The sequence below is a fragment of the bacterium genome (assembly GCA_020444325.1).
Lineage (GTDB): Bacteria > Bacteroidota > Ignavibacteria > SZUA-365 > SZUA-365 > BM516.
In genome coordinates, this window is the sequence record JAHLLD010000011.1 from 118488 (window position 1) to 134528 (window position 16041).

Here is a 16041-nt window from a genome sequence, read left to right on the forward strand (position 1 = left end):
CTATTTTCTCTCGATAGGGACAGGTGGGGTAAGCCGGCGAAGCGTGTCGCCGGGCAGATTCTGCGGATCGATACTGTCGGGGTTGGGGCGCACGGATGGACGCGATTTCGGTGTCTGTTCTTCGCCGGATTCCTCTCCACCATCTTCGTCAGGCGGTGTGCTGCCCGGGAGGCGCAGCGGGAAGTCCTTATCCTTGGTCGGATCGACCTGCTTTTCTTCCGTGCGTACGGAGTCACGGCGCAGACGCAATTCCTCATCAAGTAACGGATTCTGATAGCGGCGCTCGATGCGCTTGCGCTCTTCCTCGGCCTTGCGCTTGCGCTCCGCTTCACGCGCAGCGTCAATTTTTTCCTGCTCCGCCCGGCGCTTGGCACCTTCTATAGCCTCAAGGATTTCATGGCCACGCTTGGAATACGGTGAATTCGGATGCTCTTTCACCATCTCCTTGTACATGGCGAGCGCCTCCTCACCTCGGTTCTCCTCGTACAGCATGGCGATGGCGAGCTGCGCACGCAGGGCGATCTCGGAATTCGGATAATCCGCCATGACCTGTTTCATCATGGCAATGCCCTGTTGACGATTTCCATTCTCCAGCACATCTGCAGCAGCGTCGTACGCTTCCTGCGCGATGGCGGTGGAATCTTTCGGCAGCGGCATGCCGCGCAGCTCCATGATGCTGTGTGCGTAGGGACTGGTGGGATAATTCCCGACGAGTTGATCCTCGAATTGCCGTGCTCCTTCTTCGTTCCCCGTGTTGCGCTCAATCGCTGCCATCGTATACAGCGCCTGGGGCCGCAGGGAATCACTGAGGTTCCCGTCAAAAGCTTTCTGATAGTACCATCGGGCGGAATCGACATTCTCGATGCGGTCGTACATCTGCCATCCCATTTCCATCTGCAGCGAGGCGATGACACGCCGGAGGGAATCCGGGTTGACTTTGGTCAGGTCGACGCGCCGGTACTCCGGTCCCGCCGCCTTCATCGCACCCTGCGTGTTCTGCAATCCCGCAGCCATGGCCGCCTGCTGTTTTTCCAGCTCCATTTCCCAGGGATTGACCCGGCCGGTATTACGGCCATGGGGACGGCGACGGCGGAAACGCTCCGCCATGCGCTGCTCATCGGTCATGTTTTTTTCATCCACGCCTTCGGCGATCTTTTTCTCGCGATCCAGCGAATCGGCGATGACCTTGAGACTGTCGCGCACTCGCAGCGAATCCGGATTCAGAGCAAAAAACAGCGTGGTGTCTTTCATCGAAATCTGGTTACGCAGCTTGCGGTAATCGCCAAAGATTTTCTCCTTCACTTCCCCTTTTCGAGCGGATTCCACACCCGGGAACGCGAGTTTCGCCTGACTGTAATTCTCGTAAGCATTGTCATAATCTTCGACATCATACTCGTAGATCCGACCCATTTCGTAGAAGGCGTCCGCCGCCTCGGCGGTGCCGGAGAACGTGGTATCCACGAACGTATACTGCTCGAGAGCAGCATCAAAGGCATCGGCAGCGAGACTGTCGTCGACGTCGAGGTAGCGCTCGTGGTACGCATAGTACAGGTGGGCGATCTCGAGCTGAATTTTCGCGTCATAGTCGAGGTATTGCGGATTCTCGAGCATATTGATCAGCGTATTGCTCGCATCGTCGAGGTCACCGCTCATGCGTGTGAGCTTCGCGTAATTCAGCTCTGCGATGAACGCCAGATCCGTCGACGGGTCGAGCCTGAAAATATCACTGTATGCTTTGGCCGCCTTTTCGGTCTCTCCGAGCCGCTCATACTCACGGGCGAGCGAGAGCTGTACCTGGAGAAGTTCATCGCGGTCCGCCGCAAACGTCACGGCTTCTTCGTAATCCGCGACAGCCTGGGCGCGATTCCCCTGCAGCAGATGCATTTTCCCGAGTTCATAGTAGGCGAGGGAAGCGACATCGGCCTCTTCCTCCTCGATCGCAACTTCCACGGCCCTGTTCAGTGTGATTTCCGCCTTTTCGTAATCCTCCAGCATGGTATACGACATCCCCAGCCAGAGAATGGCTTCCGGAACGAGGTCGCTGTCGGGATACCTGTCAAGCAGTTCCTGGAACTTCCGTTCGGCACGCAGCGGCTCTTTTTTATAGTAGTAGCTCTTCCCGATAAGCAGCAGCGAGTTGTCTACCCACTTGCTCTTGGGATAGTTGATCAGGATGCGGGAGCATTTTTCGATCACTTTGTCGAGAAGCACGATGGCGGAGGAAGGCACGCTGCCCTGCTCCATGGCCATGTCTCGTTGGATCTGCTTGCGCTGTGCCTCCGGCATCCCTTCGGGGATTTCGACCTGCGTCGCCTGTGCCGCATGCTGCGGATCAATCGAGCGCTCATTGCGGCGCTGCTTGATCTCGTCCTCAGCCTGCTCGAAAGTCCGGATCGCATTGTAATAGGTGTTGAAATACCCCGTTGCGTTCTGCCAGCGCGTATCGACAAAATCCCACACTGCGCAGCCCTGGAAAAACAGCACAGTGAGAAGGAGCAGTGGTATGAATCGAGCGTGTGATTTCACGTATGGACAATCAGTATTTTCAACATCGTCGCAACGGAAAAATTAGCCGCCGTACGCGCAGAAAAACAAGTCAGAACAAAATACGGCATTCCCGAAGCCCTGACAACCGTCAGCCTGCCGTTCCCGGGACGTGGTCTGCTCGAACGGGGCGAACTCAGGGCTGGTTGAGAATCCTCTGATAGAATTCCTCGTACAGCGGCACAATTTTGTTTTTCTCAAACACTTCCACCGCTCGTCTGCGGGCGGCCTGGGAGAATGCCCGGTACTTGGCGTCGTTCGTGAACAGTTCAATGGCATACCGCGCCATGCGGTCAGTATCGCCGATTTCCGCGATATACCCGGTTTCCGCATGGAGATTGACCTCGGGGATACCACCGATACTGGTGGAAATCACCGGCAGACCGCAGCTCATCGCCTCGAGGGCGGAGAGGCCAAAGCTTTCGGACTGGCTGGGAAGGATGAACAGATCAGAGGCGGCGAGGATGTCCACGAGTGCATCCTGTTTCCCGAGAAAACGCACGTCATCGAGGATATGCAACTCCCGGCACAGGGTTTCTGCCTCCGAACGGTCGGGACCATCGCCGATGAGCAGCAGCTTTGCCGGCAGTTGCTCGCGCACGCGCGCGAATGTCCGAATGACGTCAGGCACCCGCTTCACCGCCCGGAAGTTCGAGGTGTGCACCATGACTTTTTCCCCGTTCGGTGCAAACAGCTCACGGTACTTGCAGGCTTCCCGTGGCGCGTACACATCCGTATCGATGAAGTTCGGAATCGTTTCGATTTCCTTGTCGAGCTGATAGGTCGCCAGCGTTTTGTCCCGCAGAAAACGGGAGACCGCGGTCACCCCGTCGCTGTTTTCCAGCGTGAAACGCATCAGCGGCAGGAACGTGGGTTCGAGTCCCACGAGCGTCGAATCCGTCCCATGCAGCGTGGTTACCGTCTTGATATTGTTCTGACCCAGGATCTGGCGCGCCAGGTAGGCGCTTACTGCGTGAGGGATGGCGTAATGCATGTGCAGGATGTCGAGCTGCTGGTACTGCGTGACTTCCACGAGCTTGCTCGTGAGCGCGAGCGTATACATATCGAATTCAAACAGCGGATACTTGGCCATCTCCACGTCGTGGAAATACACACGGTCGTGGAAATGTTCGAGCCGGAAGGGCCTGTCATAGGTGACGAAATGAACCTCATGTCCCCTGTCCGCCAGTGCAAGCCCCAGTTCCGTTGCGACGACGCCGCTGCCACCGAAAGTGGGATAACAGGTAATGCCTATTTTCATGGCTGGGAGAGCTCCCCTGTATTGCGTAACTTCGTTCAGATGATTGTGTGTTTCACCATGCGCCGCCAATGAAACAGACCACGCCGCCAGAGAATGTACCGCAACGCGATGAATCGCATCGCGAGGATGACAGCTATCGGACCATTGCCGAACGCAGGGAAACTGAAATCAAAATACTGGGTTCGCGTTTCTTATCCTATGCCATTCCTGCCGACTCGGGTGAGGACTTCATCGCAGCGCTCGAAGCACTGCGGAAGGAGCATTACAACGCCACGCATCACTGTTTCGGCTACCGCGTGGGATATGAGGGGGATGACTTCCGCTACAGTGATGACGGGGAACCCAGTGGCACCGCGGGCAAGCGCATTCTCGGCGCGATAGACCGGAAAGAATTGACCGATTGCGGTATCGTGGTCGTGCGCTATTTCGGAGGAACGAAGCTCGGGGTCGGGGGACTCGCCCGCGCGTACACCGACGCCGCCGATGAGGTGCTGAATGCCTGCCGCATCGAAACGCGCTATCATCTCGCGCAGCTCACACTCACCTTCCCGTACGACATGACCAGCCAGGTGCATCACGTGCTCGAGATGCATGGAGTGGATGTCCTCGACCGCCGCTACCTCGAAGCGACGTCGTATGATATCGCTGTGCGCCTGTCGCTGCGCGATCGCCTGCTGAACGATCTCGATGATTTCACCCAGCGCAGTACGGTAGTCAAAACCACCTGATTCCCGTTCCCGGGACCCCTCCCTATTCCTCCCGTTCCACCACAAATCCTTCAAGGTACTGCTCATCTATCCCGTCGATGAAGCGCGACGGTTTACTGAGTATCGTGCCGGTGGCACGATCATAGATATTCGTTGGATACGTCAGGTAGAGACGCTGCTTTGCACGTGTGCAGGCAACGTAGAACAGGCGACGTTCCTCCTCCATCGACTCCATGCTCTCCGCTGCGGCGCTGACCGGGAAGCGCCCGTCGACCAGGTACATGACGAACACGCTGTTCCATTCGAGTCCTTTCGCTGAATGTATCGTCGACAGCGTCACGTACTCATCCTCATTCCCATCAGGCAGCAGATCCTCCACGCTTTCGTTCGGCGGTTCCAGCGCCATGTCGGTGAGCATGATGTTGAGCTGGCCGTACCGCTCGGCGATGGTCTGGAACATCTCGAGATCCTTGAGACGCTTCGGATGATCGTCGTAGCGGGACTTCAGGATGGGCGTGTAATACCGCAGAAGACGCTCGACTTTATCGCCGGGGGCGACATTCGGATTTGCGATGTCACGCAGCACATCGAGCATGACGGGAATTTCCTTCCCACGAACAAGCTGTTGCACGCGATCGTCCGCAGACTCGCGCAGCGGATTCATACCCCCCATGATGGCATCGGTCACCCGCTCGGCCGACACCGGTCCCACGCCGTCACAGAGCAGCAGAACCCGCGTCCAGCTAATGATGTCTTTCGGATTCTCAACGATGCGGAGATATGCCAGCATATCCTTGATATGCGCGGTCTCCATCAGCTTGAGTCCACCGAATTTCACATAGGGAATATTCGCGCGTGCGAGTTCGATTTCCAGGTCAAAACTGTGATATCCCGCCCGGAACAGCACCGCGATTTCCTTGAGCGCAACACCCTCTTCCCGCAGGTCCAGAATCTGCTGCGCGATAAAACGCGATTGCGTGTTCTCCCCTTCCATGGCAATCAGCGCCGGTGTCATCCCTTCGTCCCGCCGCGTATACAGCTCCTTGCTGTATTTCTCCGCGGCCAGGCGGATAATTTCGTTGGTGAAATTCAGGATGGGTTGCGTACTGCGGTAATTTTCCTCGAGCGTGATGACTTTCGTGTCGTCGAATTCTTTCGGGAAATCCATGATGTTCCGGAAGTTCGCACCCCGGAAGGAATAGATGCTCTGCGAATCGTCGCCGACGACCATCACGTTTCCATGCTCCGCGGAAAGCTGTCGAACGATGCGCGCCTGCAGGCGATTGGTATCCTGGTATTCGTCGACCATGATATAGCGGTATGTTTCGCTGAGCTTGCGCCGTATGCCCTCATGCTTTTCCATCAGCGTGACGAGATTGACCAGGAGGTCATCATAATCCATCACGTTGTTCTGCCGCTTGTAGGCAACATAGGCCTGCGCAAGTTTTTCGATATCCTCGATCTGCTCCGAGAACTGGGGAAAGTCTTTCGCGATCACGAGATCAATAGGCGTCAGCGTATTCACCGATGCGCTGTACATGCGAAGCAGCGTCTGTTTTTTCGGAAAGCGCTTCTGGCGGGATGAGAGTCCGAGACGCGTGCGCAACACATTGATGACATCCTCCGAGTCCCCCTGATCCAGAATGGTGAATTCACTGCTGTAACCGACCTCACCCGCGTAGCGGCGCAGGATGCTGTTCGCGAAGGAATGGAAGGTACCGCCGGAGACCCGCTCGGTGCGTTCGTCGAGCAGCAGAGATGCACGCCGCAGCATCTCCCGCGCGGCCTTGCGTGTAAACGTGAGCAGCAGCAGGGATTCCGGCCGCACGCCCTGTTCGATGAGCCGCGCCACGCGATAGGTGAGTGTGCGTGTTTTGCCGGTGCCCGCACCCGCGACGACGAGGGCGGGACCCTCGAGATGCGTAGCTGCGTCATACTGTGCTTCGTTGAGCTCATCGCGATAGCGAATACGAAAGCGATGCTCGTCGGATGTGATGAGCGAAAGGGAAGATTTCCTGAGCGATATTTTTTTGCTGCGTTCGGCCATTACGCCTGCCCCGCTTTCGCTCCCCCGTCATTTCCGTAGCGAAGGATGAAATCCCGTACAACCGGATCGTCCGAAGCCTGGAATTCCTTTGGCGTTCCCGTGAAATACATGCGTCCCTCATGCATCATGGCCACACGATGCACGATGTTGTAGACGCTGAACATGTCGTGGGTGACAACGATGGACGTCGCGTTGAGTTGTTCGGTAATGCGCGCGATCAGCGCATCGATCTGATTCGACATCACCGGATCGAGTCCTGTCGTCGGCTCGTCGTACAGGAGGTAGTCCGGGTCCGTCGCCAGTGCGCGCGCGAGTCCCACACGCTTGCGCATGCCGCCGGACAACTCGGAGGGCTTTTTGTTTTCGATGCCGGGGAGTCCGACCACGGCCAGCTTCTCCGCCACGATGCGCTGAAGCTCCGGTTCCGGGTAGTCGTAGTTTTCCACGAGTCCCAGGGCCACATTCTCCGCAACAGTCATCGAATCGAAAAGCGCCGCCCCCTGGAACAGGAAACCGAAACGTCCCCGGAGCGCGTAGAGATCATCCTCCTTCAGCCTGTGCACATCCTTTCCATCAATAAGCACCTCTCCCTCATCCGGCGTGAGCAGGCCGATAATATGCTTGAGCAGCACACTCTTCCCACAGCCGCTCTGTCCGATAATGGCGAGCGTCTCTCCGGTACCGATGGTGAGATCCACCCCCCTCAGCACATGCAAATCCCCGTTGAATGACTTGTGCAGATTCCGAATTTCTATCATGCCGCTAATATAGGCAGATTCCGGATAACAGATGACAGATCGCAGATTGCAGATTGCAAAGCAGACAGGAGCAGGGATTGCTTCCCATGATGTGTACCCGGATTTCTGCCATATATGAGGAAGCAATCCCTGATACACGGAATACCTTGTTTCCGGAAGCAATCCCTGATACACGGGATCATGGTGGCTGGCCAAGTATGGAAAGATGGAAAAATCGAAAAATGGAAATATGAGATCTACGGTATGTTTCCATCATTCGATCATTCCATCTTTCCATGCTTCGCCGATCGATGAGTGCTCAGCCGTCAACCGAACATCGTTCCACACACGGGGTGCAACTTGCGCGGGATGCTGTCGTATGCGTGGAGGAGTGCGGCAAGCGGCCGCGTTTTTTTGCAACAGACACCGGAGTTTCTCAGATGAAACTACTCAGCACACTTCTGCTGATTTCCGTTCTCTCACTGCCTGCTACTGCACAGCAGCAGAACACGTTTTTCGGATCTGACGTCGATCATGGTGGCTATGGTGCGGCGACAGCGAGACTGACTTCCATAAAGAATGCGGATGCCCTGCTGGTCGGCGGCTACGGCGGCTGGCTGATCGATCATCGCCTGATGCTCGGCGCAGGCGGATACGGGCTTGTCAACGAATTGCGTGCGCGTCCCGAGGCGGAGGCGCGGTACAGTTACGACGGCGAGCCGCTGTACCTGAATATGGGATACGGTGGCTTCATCATGGAGTACACCATTGCGCCAAACGACCTGATTCATTTCAACGTCCAGGCACTCATCGGCGGCGGCGCCGTGCACTACCGCGAGCACTGGTACGTCGGTTACGAACACCACAGCAATTCGTGGGATGATGATGAGGATTACGGTCCCTCCGATATCTTCTTCGTGATCGAGCCTGCAGCCAATGTGGAATTCAACATGACCTCCTGGTTTCGCATGGACATCGGCGCCAGCTACCGGCATGTCTCCGGCATTGATGTGCTCGAGGGGATGAAAAACGAGGACCTTCGAGGACTCTCAGGGAATCTCACCCTCAAGTTCGGTGCCTTCTAGCGCGCTCGCTCATCGTCCGTCTTGCGGCGGGACGCTGAGCAATGATGGAAAAATCAAAACATGAAAAGATGGAAACATGCGGCGCCCCTCATGTTTCCATTTTTTTATCCTTCCATTTTTCCATCCCGCTATTGGTGAAATCGCCGGAGTGATTTATCTTTTTCCCATGCCGTGAATAATGTCACGAATCCATCCAACGACAGGACAAGGAGAGACGCATGGGATCGAAAACCGTCCATTTCCCGCTGTTTCGTATACCGCTATTCGTTGTCTGCATCGCTGCGCTGCTGGCCGCATGCAGTGAGAACAACACCACCGCGCCCGGCGGTGGAGATTCAGGGATGATTACGCACGGCGACTGGACACAGGTTCTCAACGAGCAGGTCGGGAGTTCCGGCGGTACGGTCTCAGTCACCGACGCGGCAACGGCGCTTCAGGGAATGACGCTCACTGTCCCTAAAGGTGCGACCTCTTCGGGGATGTCCATTCGTATCGAGACAGCCGAGATCTCAGCCCATGAATTCGGAGAGCATTTCCATCCTGCCACCCCGCTGATTTCGGTTGACAATGGTGAGGTGTTCGCGGATATCCCGATGACATTGCATATTCCCCTGCCTGATCTTCAGGGTGCGTTTCCCATGGCGTTCTACTACAATCGTGTGGAGGGGACGCTGGAAGCGATTACGCCAGTGGGACGCGGGGACGACTACCTCGATGTGGCCGTGCGGCATTTCTCCGAGATCGTCGTGTCCACAACGCAGATTGAACTGCTGCGCGAAGGCGGAGGCTTCCACAGCCTCTTCGATCCCGCAGTCAATGGCTGGTCCTTCGTCAACTACGGTACCTGGCCGGAGTTCGGTGGCATCTGTGCGGGCATGAGCATCGGTGCAGCACAGTTCTTCAGGGATTTCACATCCTCCCCTGCCATTCGCGATCACTTCGACAATGACGGGTACTGGTTCCAGACGCCCAAGATCTGGCAGGATGATGCGACGGGACTGCAATACTGCACCGAACTGCAAAAACGTTTCGTGACTGACAGCAGGATATGGACGCTTGATGGTAAGTCCCCTCTCGATCCGATATGGCAGCGCAGCGAGGAAGATCATTTCTGGAGTCTCTGCTATGCACTGCTCGTGATCAACCAGCCGCAGTTCCTCTTCCTCTCGGTACGCAACGACGCAAACGCCCCGGCACATGCCATCATTGCGTATGCGTATGAGATCAACGGCAATACGGGCAGGCTACTCGTATACGATCCGAATTACCCGGGCAAGGAAGGTGTGATCACGTTCGACTTTTCTACGGGCAAGTTCCTGCCCTATACGTCCGCCGCCAACGCCGGCGCGCTCGAAGACGGCGACACCTTCGCATACGACGAAATCATTTTCATTCCACTCTCCACGGTCTGCGAACAGAAAGAGCTTGAAGAAATCTGGCAGAAGGTACAGTCCGGTACAATTGGTGATGGAATTTTTCCGGAATACGATCTGTACGCAGTACCAATCGACGACGAAAACCTGCAACGGGTCAGGTTTCTTGATGGTACGACGGGAAAAACGACCTACATTCCCTACCGTGATTTCCGTGTCGAAATCGAGGCCGCCGACAAATCGCTCGATTATGAGCTGGTGGCCTGGGTTGATCTGCCGGACATCGGTGAGGTTGAAAAACGCGATCCCCCGGGAGAGCTGCGTATTGAACACACGGATCGTGTGAATCTCGTCGGCATACAGGTCAACGTTGCACCGGGAGGAGACGAGGCGCCCGCATGGGCAGGTTTCCAGTGGTTCAAAATCCGCATGCAATCCCTCTGGATCGAACCTGCCGACACCAGTGTCGCACTTGGACAGGAACTCGAACTGGTGGCGCGCAGTAACGGCGCTGCTCCCGCACAGGCGCGTTTTGAGTGGGATTTCGGGGATGGGAACTCGCAGACCGTCAATGGCGACAGCGTTGTGACGCACGTGTACGAGCAGGCGGGAGAATATGATGTACAGGTACGCCTCTTCGATGGAAACGAAAGCACGCCCATTGAAAGTGCATACGCCACCGTACAGGTGACGGAGTTTCGCAGCGTTGGTATTTTCCTCCAGGGAATGGACAGCACACCACCCAGCACCATCAAAGTCACTGGTGGCGTTGATCTCCCAAGCATTGTCATCTCCAACAAAACCGGGAATGCACCCGTACTGACCTGGGAGGAACGGTCGTTTGAAGTCGACTACAGCTATACCGTCTCCGGCATCGATTTCAACACACGCATTTCCGGTCGTGTGGCGGAGGACGGAAAATCCTTCGAGACCATCACGGCCATCTCCACGGGCGTCGGCTTCGGTGGTGCCTACAATTCGACGATTGCCATGACGGTCGCTGATTTCCCCATTGAAGGAAACGGGGCAAGTGGTCCCGCCGGTGGCGAGCTGCGCGGACTCGCCGCCAAACCAAAGCTGACCAACGTCACACACCGCCAGGTCTCCACCGACGCGCAGGGCAACACCACCGTCACGGAGCTCGAATCCATCAACTGGAACAGCGACCAGACCCGCCTCTCGGTGTACCTGTACCGGTAAGATTCCAGATTGCAGATTTCAGATTGCAGATTGAAATTCCAGCAGCTCATCGTCCCCACGTCGTTTCGTGGGGACGATGGTGTTTGTCATCTGCAATTTGAAATCTGGCATCTGCCATCTATTTGGTTCCGGCACCCCATTGTCTTAATTTTGCTGAGACATACCTTTTTCGATTCAACGTACCATCCTGAAACGCCCCCATGTACGAATTCCAGTTCAAACCTTTTGAGGACATGACACCCGAAGATTATGCAACCGTCGGGTTCAAGTCCGGTCTCGAAGTACATCAGCAGCTGCTGACGAAGAGCAAGCTTTTCTGCCGCTGTCCAGCCGGTCACTACTCCAGGGAGTATCACGCGGAGATTCTCCGCCACATGCGTCCCACCCTCTCCGAGTTGGGCGAATATGACGGCACGGCGCTGATGGAATTCAAAACGAAAAAAGAAATCATCTACCGCGTCAACCGGGAAACCGTCTGCACGTATGAAATGGACGACACACCGCCGTTCATGATGGACGACGAGGCGCTCGATATCGCGCTCGAGATCTCCATGCTGTCGGGACTCACCCTGGTCGACGAAGTGCATATCGCCCGCAAGCAGTATCTCGACGGGAGTATCCCGACGGGCTTCCAGCGCACGGCGATCTGCGGTGTGCACGGCAAGATCCCATACGGCGACCGCGACATCTCGATGATTCAGCTCGGTATCGAGGAAGATTCCTGCCGGGAAATCAGCGATGTCGGACACCGGCGCATCTATAACACGGACCGCCTGGGCATGCCGCTCATCGAGCTGGTCACCGGACCGGATATGCGCACCCCACAGGAAGTCGCCGAGGTGGGACAGATTCTGCGTAAAATGATGCGCACGACGGGACGCGTCCGCCGCGGCATCGGGGCCACACGCGCCGATACCAACGTCAGCGTCACCGGCGGCACGCGCATCGAGATCAAAGGCGTCCCGAAAATCGGGATGATGCCCCTGCTCACTTTCAACGAGGCCCAGAGGCAGTGGAATCTCCTGCGTCTGCGTGAAGAACTCAAGCAGCGCGGTATTACAGAGGAAACCTTCACGTATACCTCCGAGGATATCACGCGCGTCGTGAAGAAAACACGCTTCATGCCGATTGCCAACGCCATCAAGACGGGACATGTGGTTGCCGGCGTCAAACTGCCGGGCTGGGTGGATCTGCTGCGCTGGCAGACGCAGGACAACACGGTGTTCTCACGCGAGCTTTCTGATCGGGTCCGCGTCATCGCCTGTCTGACCGTGCTTCCGAACATCATTCACAGCGACAGCATGAGCGAAACACTGTCCGGCGCCGAATGGAAGGAAGCCAAGCGCATGCTCGACTGTGGAACTGACGATACGATTGTCATCGTGTGGGGCGGCAAAGAAGATGTCGAGACGGCCATCAAGGAAATCGCCATCCGTGCGAAGGAAGTCACCATCGGCATTCCTTCCGAAACGCGTCAGGCCCTGCGTGACGGTACCACCGGCTTTGAACGCATTCTGCCGGGTCCCCAGCGCATGTATCCCGACACCGATCTTCCGCCCATCGGCATTCTCCCGGAACGCCTCGAGCGGCTTCGCGAGCGCATGCCCGTGCAGTACTGGGATCGCCTCCGTCAATTCAACAAACTCGGCGTCCCGAAGGATGCGGTTGAAGGACTCGCGATCTCGCCCCTTGCCCCGGTGTTTGACACGGCAGTTGAGGAATTCGGGTTCTCGCCCATGGAAGCAGCCATCATGCTGTGGCGCTATCCCCGCCGCCTCCTGCGCGAAGGCTACACCTATGACGAATTCGATCATGCGAAGCTGCGCGCTCTTCTCACAGCGGTGAAGGACGGGCGTATCACACGCGATGGTGTGCTGCAGTATCTCCGCATGATCGCGGAAGGCAGTTTCGACGAAACGCAGATTCCGCCCCGACTGGAACGTAAAGACCTCATCTCCTTCGTGGAGAAGGCAAAACAGCAGGTGCGCTACTCCGCGCTGTTTGACGAAAAGAACATTCCCAATCTCACACTGGACAAGGTTATGGATGAAGTCCGCGGCCGCATTCCAGGCGCAGTTGTCGCCGAGGAAGTCGAGGCGTATTTCGCGAAGGAGGTGCAGGCATGAGCGACAGCGAAACCTACAAAGGCTACAAGGGCGCGGCGCTCGAGGCACTGAAGAAATTCGGAATCCGTGTCTGGAGTGACGCCCGCATCAAAACTGATGAAGATCAGTTCGAGGGTATCGTCCTTCCCCGCTCTGAAACAGCGGACGGCGATCACATCGTTATCAAAATGATCACCGGCTACAATGTCGGCATCCGTGCCGATCGCGTTGTCGGCGCCGAAGAACTCGGTTACAAGGAAGCCCATTACAAAATTCCTGAAAAAGCCTTCCCTTACGATCCGAAGAAAAACCGCGTGGTGCTCTTCGGCACGGGCGGCACCATCGCCAGTCGGCTCGATTACCGTACCGGCGCAGTGATCCCGGCATTCACCCCTGGTGAACTCTATGGCTCCGTTCCCGAACTGGCCGACATCTGCAACCTCGAGACTGAAAAGCTGTTCGGCGTCTTCTCCGAGAACATGGGTCCCGAAGAGTACATGACACTCGCGACGCGCATTGGAGAAGAGATCGACAAAGGGGTGCGCGGCATTGTCGTGGGTCATGGCACCGACACCATGCATCACACCGCGGCGGCCCTGTCCTTCATGGTGCAGGACTCCCCTGTTCCCATCGTTATGGTCGGATCGCAGCGCTCGAGTGATCGTCCCTCATCCGACGCGGCTCTCAATCTGATTCACAGTGTAAAGACGGCGGCAGACTGCGACATCGCGGAAGTCATGGTCTGCATGTTCGGTCCAACCTCCGACGAATACGGATTGCTGCACCGCGGCACCCGGGTGCGCAAGATGCACTCCTCATACCGTTCCACCTTCCGTACCCTGTCCGACATTCCCCTGGCCATGGTCGACCGCGACAAGTTCTCTTATCTTCGCGACGACTACAATCACCGTCGGCACGACAAGGACGTCAAAATCAAGGCCGTGTTCGAGGAAAAAATCGGCATACTCTATTATTACCCGAACATGCAGCCCGACATGATGGATATGATGGTCGAGCGCGGGTACAAAGGCATCATCATCGCAGGTACCGGACTCGGGCACGTCAACAAGCCGCTCTATCCCGCGTTGAAACGCGCACAGGAAGCTGGTGTTGCGGTGTACATGACCGTGCAGACGCTCTGGGGCTATGCGCAGATGTACGTCTATGAAACCGGACGCGAGATGATGGGACTGGGCGTCATTCCCCTGCAGAATATGCTGCCGGAAGTCGCCTATATCAAACTCGGCTGGGCGCTGGGACAGAGCGACGACCTCGAGGTCGTGCGCGACATCATGCTCACCCCGGTCAACGGCGAAATCACCACCCGCGAACCGTACAACGGATACCTCGTCTTCCAGGGCGGCATTCCCGAGGTGGATGAATTCGTAAGTGAAATCCGGCGGTAACGTGTAATCAGCTGCATTCGCTCAAAGGGAACACCCGGCTTCGTCCCTTTGGGATTGCGCCGCGGCAGGCTGGATTCTCACGGCGATATTATTGCGTCCCTCGATGTAATCGGGGGACGTTCTGTATTTTCTCCTTGACAGAAGGATATTACCAATTTATATTATCCTTAGTAAAAGGAGAATGCAATGCGCGAACTTCTGCATCAGATGATTGTTGATTCTCTGGGGATGAAGCTGCAGCCTTCCACGAGAAGAGATGTGGTGCTTCCCAGGGTGGAAAACAAAGCTCATGCGATCATAGGGATGCGTCGCAGTGGCAAGACAACCTTCCTCATGCAATGTCTTTCCGAACGACTTGCTGCAGGTGTGCCGAGGGAGGCTCTGTTGTATCTGAATTTCGAGGATGAACGACTGACGGGACTTCAATCAAATGACCTGCAATGGATTTTGGAGGACTATTACCGTCTGCTTCCGCAGTGGCGTGATCAGAGAACGGTCACCTTTTTCCTGGATGAGATTCAACTCGTCGGCGGGTGGGAGCGTTTTGTCCGCCGCCTGATGGATACAGAGCGCATCGGCGTTTTCCTCTCAGGCTCCTCATCCCGCCTCCTCAGTCAGGAACTGGCGAGCAGTATGCGCGGCAGAGCGCTTCAGACGGTAGTTCTTCCCTTCAGCTTCCGTGAAGCACTCAGGCATCAGGGAATGGAGCCCTCCCGAAAATGGAAACGGCTGACTAAGGCCGAACGCTCTGTAATCGACGCTCACCTGCATGCATATCTGAAAGAAGGGGGTTTCCCGGAGGCGCAGGGACTTGAAACACGAGACCGGCGCCTTCTTCTGCGCAGCTATGTCGATGTTGCCGTTCTGCGCGACGTGCTTGAGCGGCACGGGATATCAAATCCAACCTCGCTGCGATGGCTGCAGCGTCAGCTCCTATCATCCCCTGCCGGCACGTTCAGCATACAGAAACACTATGACACGCTTCGCTCGCAGGGCATTGCCGTTGCGAAAGATACTGTGCATGCCTATCTCGAGTATCTGGAAGACGCCTTTCTCGTGCGGATTGTGTCGATGCATACGGGGTCAGAACGACAACGCATGGTCAATCCCCGGAAAGCGTATCCTATCGATCCGGGTCTCATCGAAGTCTACGAACGTACCCCTGTTCCGAATACAGGGCACGCATTGGAGACCGTCATCATGCTCGAACTCGAACGTCGCGGGTGCGAAATCGGCTACATCCGCACAAAGGAGGGATATGAGGTTGATTTCCATGCCTCTTTCCCGGATGGCACCTTTGCACTCATTCAGGTCGCGAGCAGTATCGCAGAGACATCAACGTATGATCGGGAAGTACGTGCACTTGAAAGCGCTGCCCGACTCCATCCCCATGCCACCCCGCTTCTCATCACACTCGATACCATCCCACCAAACCCGTCACTTCCCCCGGACATTCAATGGCGCTGCGCGGCGGATTGGCTCCTCAATTCGTCCTTTTAATAAGTACAATTATTTAATATATCGTACTTTATGCAAGGAGAATAGTGCGCACGAAGTTCAGACTTCCCCGGGTCCT

General features: G+C 56.3%; 10 protein-coding genes. 6 read left to right on the plus strand and 4 right to left on the minus strand.

Going from position 1 to position 16041, the window contains the following annotated elements; genetic code table 11:
* Complete coding sequence (locus tag KQI65_14030) at positions 1–2526, minus strand: tetratricopeptide repeat protein (GenBank protein ID MCB2205859.1); 2526 nt, start codon at positions 2524–2526, stop codon at positions 1–3.
* 154 nt (positions 2527–2680) lie between these two features.
* The gene (gene bshA, locus KQI65_14035; protein MCB2205860.1) at positions 2681–3805 is read right to left on the minus strand and encodes an N-acetyl-alpha-D-glucosaminyl L-malate synthase BshA; all 1125 of its coding nucleotides are present in this window, start codon (positions 3803–3805) and stop codon (positions 2681–2683) included.
* Positions 3806–3873: 68 nt separating this feature from the next.
* On the opposite strand from bshA, the gene KQI65_14040 reads away from it, so the two are divergent.
* On the plus strand, positions 3874–4533 hold the full coding sequence (locus KQI65_14040) for a YigZ family protein (protein ID MCB2205861.1): 660 nt from the start codon (positions 3874–3876) through the stop codon (positions 4531–4533).
* A 22-nt stretch (positions 4534–4555) separates the two neighbouring features.
* Here the strand turns inward: KQI65_14040 and KQI65_14045 are convergent, their stop codons facing one another.
* Together KQI65_14045 and KQI65_14050 are read right to left on the minus strand one after the other, a co-directional pair.
* The gene (locus tag KQI65_14045) at positions 4556–6559 is read right to left on the minus strand and encodes an ATP-dependent helicase (GenBank protein ID MCB2205862.1); all 2004 of its coding nucleotides are present in this window, start codon (positions 6557–6559) and stop codon (positions 4556–4558) included.
* Positions 6559–7317, minus strand: coding sequence for an ABC transporter ATP-binding protein (locus KQI65_14050; protein ID MCB2205863.1), 759 nt, complete (start codon positions 7315–7317; stop codon positions 6559–6561). The genes KQI65_14045 and KQI65_14050 overlap by 1 nt, the downstream gene beginning before the upstream one ends.
* A 419-nt stretch (positions 7318–7736) precedes the next feature.
* Between KQI65_14050 and KQI65_14055 the strand changes: the two genes are divergently transcribed.
* The 5 genes from KQI65_14055 to KQI65_14075 all read left to right on the plus strand — a co-directional run bounded on the left by KQI65_14055 (position 7737) and on the right by KQI65_14075 (position 15965).
* Entirely contained in the window at positions 7737–8381 is a 645-nt protein-coding gene (locus tag KQI65_14055) for a hypothetical protein (GenBank protein ID MCB2205864.1), read from the plus strand.
* Positions 8382–8599: 218 nt separating this feature from the next.
* Positions 8600–10954 carry a PKD domain-containing protein gene (locus KQI65_14060; GenBank protein ID MCB2205865.1) on the plus strand — a complete coding sequence of 785 codons (2355 nt, stop codon included), beginning with the start codon at positions 8600–8602 and terminating at the stop codon, positions 10952–10954.
* A 200-nt stretch (positions 10955–11154) separates the two neighbouring features.
* A complete protein-coding gene (gatE, locus tag KQI65_14065; GenBank protein MCB2205866.1) occupies positions 11155–13080 on the plus strand; it encodes a Glu-tRNA(Gln) amidotransferase subunit GatE in 1926 nt (641 codons plus the stop codon).
* A complete protein-coding gene (gatD, locus tag KQI65_14070) occupies positions 13077–14465 on the plus strand; it encodes a Glu-tRNA(Gln) amidotransferase subunit GatD (protein MCB2205867.1) in 1389 nt (462 codons plus the stop codon). Before gatE ends, gatD begins: the two co-directional genes overlap by 4 nt.
* Positions 14466–14651: 186 nt before the next feature.
* On the plus strand, positions 14652–15965 hold the full coding sequence (locus KQI65_14075; protein MCB2205868.1) for an ATP-binding protein: 1314 nt from the start codon (positions 14652–14654) through the stop codon (positions 15963–15965).
* The last annotated feature ends 76 nt before the right edge of the window (positions 15966–16041 follow it).